Origin of the sequence: Mangrovibacter sp. MFB070, from assembly GCF_000705335.1 — a bacterium.
In the GTDB taxonomy this organism is placed as follows: domain Bacteria; phylum Pseudomonadota; class Gammaproteobacteria; order Enterobacterales; family Enterobacteriaceae; genus Mangrovibacter; species Mangrovibacter plantisponsor.
Genome location: NZ_JJMI01000038.1, coordinates 20,653 through 27,190 on the forward strand (window position 1 = coordinate 20,653; position 6,538 = coordinate 27,190).

The 6,538-nt window shown below is 49.1% G+C and carries 11 protein-coding genes; all 11 read right to left on the reverse strand.

The window, feature by feature from the left end:
- Window positions 1–3: 3 nt before the first annotated feature.
- Window positions 4–705 carry a 30S ribosomal protein S3 gene (gene rpsC, locus DT73_RS25935; protein WP_036112857.1) on the reverse strand — a complete coding sequence of 234 codons (702 nt, stop codon included), beginning with the start codon at window positions 703–705 and terminating at the stop codon, window positions 4–6.
- A gap of 17 nt (window positions 706–722) precedes the next feature.
- Window positions 723–1,055 (reverse strand): 50S ribosomal protein L22, encoded by a 333-nt coding sequence (gene rplV / locus DT73_RS18230; protein WP_000447529.1) that lies wholly within the window; start codon window positions 1,053–1,055, stop codon window positions 723–725.
- A 14-nt stretch (window positions 1,056–1,069) separates the two neighbouring features.
- A complete protein-coding gene (gene rpsS, locus DT73_RS18235; protein WP_001138115.1) occupies window positions 1,070–1,348 on the reverse strand; it encodes a 30S ribosomal protein S19 in 279 nt (92 codons plus the stop codon).
- Window positions 1,349–1,364: 16 nt separating this feature from the next.
- Complete coding sequence (rplB, locus tag DT73_RS18240) at window positions 1,365–2,186, reverse strand: 50S ribosomal protein L2 (RefSeq protein ID WP_036112870.1); 822 nt, start codon at window positions 2,184–2,186, stop codon at window positions 1,365–1,367.
- A 19-nt stretch (window positions 2,187–2,205) separates the two neighbouring features.
- On the reverse strand, window positions 2,206–2,508 hold the full coding sequence (rplW, locus tag DT73_RS18245) for a 50S ribosomal protein L23 (protein ID WP_036112874.1): 303 nt from the start codon (window positions 2,506–2,508) through the stop codon (window positions 2,206–2,208).
- Window positions 2,505–3,110 (reverse strand): 50S ribosomal protein L4, encoded by a 606-nt coding sequence (gene rplD, locus DT73_RS18250; protein ID WP_036112876.1) that lies wholly within the window; start codon window positions 3,108–3,110, stop codon window positions 2,505–2,507. Before rplD ends, rplW begins: the two co-directional genes overlap by 4 nt.
- Before the next feature lie 10 nt (window positions 3,111–3,120).
- Entirely contained in the window at window positions 3,121–3,750 is a 630-nt protein-coding gene (rplC, locus tag DT73_RS18255; RefSeq protein WP_051691463.1) for a 50S ribosomal protein L3, read from the reverse strand.
- A gap of 32 nt (window positions 3,751–3,782) precedes the next feature.
- Entirely contained in the window at window positions 3,783–4,094 is a 312-nt protein-coding gene (gene rpsJ, locus DT73_RS18260) for a 30S ribosomal protein S10 (RefSeq protein ID WP_001181005.1), read from the reverse strand.
- Between the two features lie 314 nt (window positions 4,095–4,408).
- Window positions 4,409–4,885: a bacterioferritin gene (gene bfr, locus DT73_RS18265; protein WP_036112885.1), complete on the reverse strand. Its 477-nt coding sequence runs from the start codon at window positions 4,883–4,885 to the stop codon at window positions 4,409–4,411.
- Window positions 4,886–4,956: 71 nt separating this feature from the next.
- Entirely contained in the window at window positions 4,957–5,151 is a 195-nt protein-coding gene (gene bfd, locus DT73_RS18270) for a bacterioferritin-associated ferredoxin (protein WP_036112888.1), read from the reverse strand.
- 217 nt (window positions 5,152–5,368) lie between these two features.
- Window positions 5,369–6,538: elongation factor Tu (gene tuf / locus DT73_RS18275; protein WP_036112892.1), on the reverse strand; the 1,170-nt coding region annotated here is incomplete at its 5' end.

A 6,538-nucleotide genomic window follows, 5' to 3' on the forward strand; every position in this document is an offset into this window, starting at 1 on the left:
TCCTTATTTACGGCCTTTACGCTGCTGCTTTTTAGGTTGAGCAGCCGGTTTTTCCGGTTGTTCAACAGCAGCCATACCACCCAGGATCTCACCTTTGAAGATCCACACTTTCACGCCAATAACACCATAAGTGGTGTGCGCTTCAGAGGTGTTGTAGTCAATGTCAGCACGCAGAGTGTGCAGCGGTACACGACCTTCACGGTACCATTCGGTACGTGCGATCTCAGCGCCACCCAGACGGCCACTAACTTCAACTTTGATACCTTTAGCGCCCAGACGCATTGCGTTCTGTACAGCACGCTTCATAGCACGACGGAACATAACACGACGTTCCAGCTGAGAAGTGATGCTGTCAGCAACCAGTTTTGCGTCCAGTTCAGGCTTACGAACTTCTGCGATATTGATCTGAGCAGGAACGCCAGCAATGTCTGCTACGGCCTTGCGCAGTTTCTCAACGTCTTCACCTTTTTTACCGATAACGATACCCGGGCGAGCAGTGTGAATGGTTACACGAATGCTTTTAGCCGGACGTTCGATAACGATACGAGATACAGACGCCTTAGCCAGTTCTTTAGTCAGGAACTGACGTACTTTAAAGTCGCTGTCCAGGTTGTCAGCGAATTCTTTGGTGTTCGCGAACCAGGTAGAGTTCCATGGTTTGACAATACCCAGGCGAATACCATTAGGATGTACTTTCTGACCCATTGCTAGTCTCCAGAGTCTCAGCGATCGGACACAACCACAGTGATGTGGCTGGTGCGCTTCAGGATGCGATCTGCACGACCTTTTGCACGCGGCATAATGCGCTTCATGCTCGGGCCTTCATCTACGAAAATTTTCGTAACTTTCAGATCGTCAATATCAGCGCCATCGTTGTGTTCAGCGTTAGCAATGGCAGATTCCAGAACTTTCTTGACCAGTACAGCCGCTTTCTTATTGGTGTAGGTCAGAATATCCAGAGCCTGCGACACTTTCTTACCGCGAATCAGGTCAGCAACAAGGCGAACCTTCTGAGCAGAAGAACGAGCATGGCGATGTTTAGCGATAGTTTCCATCTCTTCCTCCTACCTTATTTCTTCTTCGCTTTTTTATCAGCAGCATGGCCGCGATAAGTACGAGTCGGTGCGAATTCACCCAGTTTGTGACCAACCATTTCGTCGGAAACAAAAACTGGAACGTGCTGACGACCATTATGGACAGCGATGGTCAAACCGATCATGTTTGGAAAGATCGTTGAACGACGGGACCAAGTGCGCAGGGGCTTCTTGTCACCGCTTTCCACCGCTTTCTCTACCTTCTTCAGCAAGTGCAGGTCAATAAAAGGACCTTTCTTGAGAGAACGTGGCATGGCTTATCCTCTAAAATTATTTGCTACGGCGACGTACGATGAATTTATCAGTACGCTTGTTGCTGCGGGTCTTTTTACCTTTGGTCTGAATGCCCCACGGGGAAACCGGGTGCTTACCAAAGTTACGACCTTCACCACCACCATGTGGGTGATCTACCGGGTTCATCGCGGTACCGCGAACGGTAGGACGAACACCACGCCAGCGAGCAGCACCAGCTTTACCCAGAACGCGCAGCATATGCTCAGCATTGCCAACTTCGCCCAGAGTAGCGCGGCACTCTGCTTCAACTTTACGCATTTCACCAGAACGCAGACGCAGGGTGACATAAGCACCATCACGAGCAACGATCTGAACGTAAGTACCAGCAGAACGCGCCAGCTGACCGCCTTTACCTGGTTTCATTTCTACGTTATGAACAGTAGAACCAACCGGGATATTGCGCATCGGCAGGGTGTTACCCGCTTTGATTGCAGCATCAACGCCAGATTGAATCTGGTCGCCAGCTTTCAGGCCTTTAGGGGCCAGGATGTAACGGCGTTCGCCATCTTTGTACAGAACCAGTGCGATATTCGCAGAACGGTTCGGATCGTACTCAAGACGTTCAACAACTGCCGGGATACCGTCTTTGTTGCGTTTGAAGTCAACAATACGATAAGCCTGCTTATGACCACCACCAATGTGACGCGTAGTGATGCGGCCATTGTTGTTACGGCCACCGGATTTGCTGTTTTTTTCCAGCAACGGAGCAAAAGGTTTGCCCTTGTGCAACTCTGGGTTAACCACTTTAACTACGTGGCGACGACCCGGAGATGTCGGTTTACACTTAACAATTGCCATTGTTCTTTACTCCTCCGACTTACTCAGCGCCGCCGATGAAGTCCAGGTTCTGGCCTTCTTTCAGGGTGACGTAAGCTTTTTTCCAGTCGCTACGACGACCGATACGCTGTCCATGACGTTTTACTTTCCCTTTAACAACCAGGGTACGTACGTCATTAACTTCGACTTCAAACAGTTTCTGCACAGCAGCTTTGATTTCTGCTTTGGTCGCGTCTTTAGCAACTTTGAGAACGATGGTGTTGTTTTTTTCCATCGCAGCAGACGCTTTTTCAGAAACGTGCGGTGCGTTCAGCACTTTCAGCAAACGTTCTTCACGAATCATGCCAGCATCTCCTCAACTTGCTTAACAGCATCAGCAGTCATTACGACTTTGTCGAAGGCGATCAAGCTAACCGGATCAATGCCATTAGCATCACGTACGTCAACCTTGTGCAGGTTGCGTGCAGCCAGGAACAGATTTTCATCCAGTTCACCGGTGATGATCAGCACATCTTCCAGAGCCATATCTTTCAGTTTCTGAGCAAGCAGCTTAGTTTTAGGCGCTTCTACAGAGAATGATTCGACAACGATCAGACGATCCTGACGTACCAGCTCGGACAGAATGCTTTTCAGCGCGCCGCGGTACATCTTTTTGTTAACTTTTTGACTGTGGTCCTGCGGACGAGCAGCAAAGGTCACACCACCGGAGCGCCAAATTGGGCTCTTGATGGAACCAGAACGTGCACGGCCAGTACCTTTCTGACGCCACGGTTTTTTACCGGAGCCAGTTACTTCAGCACGAGTCTTCTGAGCACGAGTACCTTGACGGGCACCTGCTGCATAAGCAACAACAACCTGGTGTACCAGCGCTTCGTTAAAATCACGACCGAAGGTAGTTTCGGAAACAGTCAGCGCGCTCTGCGCGTCTTTCAGTACTAATTCCATTGCTATCCCCTTACGCCTTCACAGCTGGTTTAACGATCAGGTCGCTACCGGTTGCACCGGGAACCGCACCTTTAACCAGCAGCAGGTTGCGCTCAGCGTCAACACGTACTACGTCCAGGCTCTGAACAGTTACACGTTCATTACCCAGCTGACCTGCCATTTTCTTGCCTTTGAACACTTTGCCCGGAGTCTGGTTCTGACCGATAGAACCCGGAACGCGGTGAGACAAGGAGTTACCGTGGGTAGCATCCTGAGTGCGGAAGTTCCAACGTTTAACAGTACCGGCGAAACCTTTACCTTTAGAGGTACCAGTTACGTCTACTTTTTTAACGTCAGCGAAAACTTCAACACTGATGTTCTGACCAACAGCGAATTCTTCGCCTTCAGCCAGACGGAATTCCCACAGACCACGACCAGCTTCAACACCAGCTTTAGCAAAGTGACCCGCTTCAGGTTTGGTGACGCGGTTTGCTTTTTTAACACCAGTGGTAACCTGGATTGCGCGGTAACCATCGTTGTCCAGATCTTTAACCTGGGTAACGCGGTTAGCTTCAACTTCGATTACGGTTACTGGGATAGAAACGCCTTCTTCAGTGAAGATGCGAGTCATGCCCACTTTTTTACCGACTAAACCAATCATTGTTTCAACCTCTCAATCGTTCAATGACCTGATTAACCCAGGCTGATCTGCACGTCTACACCGGCAGCCAGATCCAGACGCATCAGAGCATCAACGGTTTTCTCGGTTGGCTCAACGATGTCAACCAGACGCTTGTGAGTGCGAATTTCGTACTGATCACGCGCGTCTTTGTTAACGTGCGGGGAGATCAGAACGGTAAAGCGCTCTTTGCGGGTCGGCAGCGGGATTGGACCACGAACTTGCGCACCAGTGCGCTTAGCAGTCTCAACGATTTCCGCGGTTGATTGATCGATCAGACGATGATCAAACGCTTTCAGGCGGATACGGATTCTTTGGTTCTGCATGAGACCAGAGCTCCAATTATTTATAGACGAAAATGACTACTACTCAGGCCCATTACGATTGACGGGAGAGTGTAATCTTCTTTACATAGCTTCCCAATTGGAAGCATTGTTCAGGCAGCAAAGCTGCACAGGCTCTGTCGAGCCACTCGCTACTATTAGCGAGCCTGCGCATTATACGCAAATCTGCGCTTCAGGCAAGCTTTGTTTATTAATTAGTCATGGATATTGCGCGAACTGTTGTTCATTGATAGTAAGGCGAAACAGGAAGGTAGATAAAACGGAGACTCGGGTATCGCCTCCGCTGGGGGGAAGTGTCAGGCTTGTTCTTTAAGTTGAGACTGGAGATAATTTTGCAGACCAATTTTACCAATCAAATCCAACTCAGTTTCCAGCCAGTCGATATGGTTTTCTTCATCCGACAAAATCTCGATAAGCATATCCCTGGTAACATAGTCATGAACCGAATCTGCATAAGCAATTGCTTCACGAAGATTCTTCGCCCCTTCCATTTCAAGATTGAGATCCGAACGAAGCATCTCTTCAACATCTTCCCCGATGTGAAGTTTGCCGAGGTCCTGCAGATTAGGGATTCCTTCAAGAAACAAAATACGCTCGATATACTTATCTGCATGCTTCATTTCATCAATAGACTCATGATACTCAATATCATTGAGCCTGGTCAGTCCCCAGTTTTTGAACATTCTGGCGTGTAAAAAGTACTGGTTTATTGCAACAAGCTCATTTCCCAATAGTTTATTGAGATGGGTTATTATCTTAGCATCACCTTTCATAGTCACTCTCTCCGCTTCCACTACTTAAAAGCGTAGATGGGTAGCAGAGTAAGTCAAAAAAAGCGCACTAATTATGCCGTTTCTTTAAACTCTGGTATCTGGATCAGTTCTTCCTGCATGATTTCCCTTGCGGCCCTGATGCACTTACCACACTGGTTACCGACAGGAACAAACTTACGCAACTGCTGAAACGATTGCGGATGAAACTTGCGTACCGCCTGGCGAATAGCTTTATCACTAACGCCGTTACACAGACAAATGTACATAACCACTCCAGTACAAATAACGATCAAATTCTAATTGAGAATGGTTATGATTACAATAGGCGATTCGTAAAAAGATCACTATGACGCAGTTAAAGCATTCAGGTTCGGCTTTGCGAAATAACAGCAGAGTACAGGTATCACAAGGAGAAGGGCAGACATAAGAATTTGTTCAATAAAAAAGGACGCCGAAGCGCCCTTTTTTTAGTTCGAAGACTAATTAGCCCAGAACTTTAGCAACAACGCCCGCGCCAACGGTACGGCCGCCTTCACGGATTGCGAAGCGCAGACCTTCGTCCATTGCGATCGGGTGAATCAGGGTAACAACCATCTGAATGTTGTCGCCCGGCATGACCATTTCTACGCCTTCCGGCAGTTCGATGGAGCCAGTTACGTCAGTAGTACGGAAGTAGAACTGAGGACGGTAGCCTTTGAAGAACGGAGTATGACGGCCGCCTTCATCTTTGCTCAGAACGTATACTTCAGATTCGAATTTGGTGTGCGGGTTGATTGAACCCGGTTTCGCCAGAACCTGACCACGTTCAACGTCATCACGTTTGGTACCACGCAGCAGAACCCCAACGTTTTCACCAGCACGGCCTTCGTCCAGCAGTTTGCGGAACATTTCAACGCCAGTACAGGTAGTTTTGGTGGTTTCTTTGATACCAACGATCTCTACTTCATCACCAACTTTGATGATGCCGCGTTCTACACGACCGGTAACTACAGTACCACGACCGGAGATGGAGAATACGTCTTCGATTGGCAGCAGGAACGGTTTGTCGATAGCACGTTCCGGTTCCGGAATGTAGCTGTCCAGTGCTTCTGCCAGTTCAATGATTTTCGCTTCCCACTCTGCTTCGCCTTCCAGCGCTTTCAGAGCAGAACCACGGATGATCGGGCAGTCGTCGCCCGGGAAGTCGTACTGAGACAGCAGCTCACGAACTTCCATTTCAACCAGTTCCAGCAGCTCTTCGTCATCAACCATGTCACATTTGTTCAGGAACACGATGATGAAAGGAACGCCAACCTGACGACCCAGCAGGATGTGCTCACGAGTCTGCGGCATCGGGCCGTCAGTCGCAGCAACAACCAGGATAGCGCCGTCCATCTGAGCAGCACCAGTGATCATGTTTTTAACATAGTCGGCGTGGCCTGGGCAGTCTACGTGCGCGTAGTGGCGGGTCGGGGTATCGTATTCAACGTGAGAAGTGTTGATGGTGATACCACGTGCTTTTTCTTCCGGTGCGTTATCGATCTGGTCGAATGCGCGAGCGGAACCACCGTAGGTTTTTGCCAGAACGGTAGTGATTGCAGCAGTCAGGGTTGTTTTACCATGGTCAACGTGACCGATAGTACCGACGTTGACGTGCGGTTTTGTACGTTCAAA